The sequence below is a fragment of the Paracoccus nototheniae genome, from assembly GCF_004335005.1.
In the GTDB taxonomy this organism is placed as follows: Bacteria; Pseudomonadota; Alphaproteobacteria; order Rhodobacterales; family Rhodobacteraceae; genus Paracoccus; species Paracoccus nototheniae.
In genome coordinates, this window is record NZ_RQRT01000211.1 from 1 (window position 1) to 429 (window position 429).

Here is a 429-nt window from a genome sequence, read left to right on the forward strand (position 1 = left end):
GGGGTCAGAGCGTTTGTTATAAAAGTTTGCGTAGGCAAACAGGTTACCAGTCCAGAGCCAGTTAACCATTGCACCCTGTGGCAGCACCAGACGGGCTTGCTCCGGGGCAACATCATCGGCCAGCATACGTTCGTATAAGGCCACTGCCTGATTGGTCTGAGCGATGTACTGGTGTTTCCAGTAGTCAGCCGCTTCGTGCTTACCACCACTACCCTGCTTGATTGAACCTTCTGGCTTCTCACGGAACTCCGGGATAAAGATCTCCGGCGTAGAGGTGATATAGCGACGGGACTCTTCGTTTTCAACCAGACCCTGTTTGTGCTTAAAGCACTGGGTACGGATTGGGATCGGTGCCTTCATGCTGATACTGATTGCAGTATGGGCGAAAGGTGTCCAGTGTGTAGACTGATGACGGATCTGGTTATACAG

Annotated in this window: 1 protein-coding gene; it reads right to left on the reverse strand. The window is 52.0% G+C overall.

The annotated features are described in order from the left end of the window. Nucleotides 1-429 (reverse strand): FAD-dependent thymidylate synthase (locus tag EG885_RS22495; protein WP_341352787.1); only part of this gene is annotated, 429 nt, incomplete at its 3' end.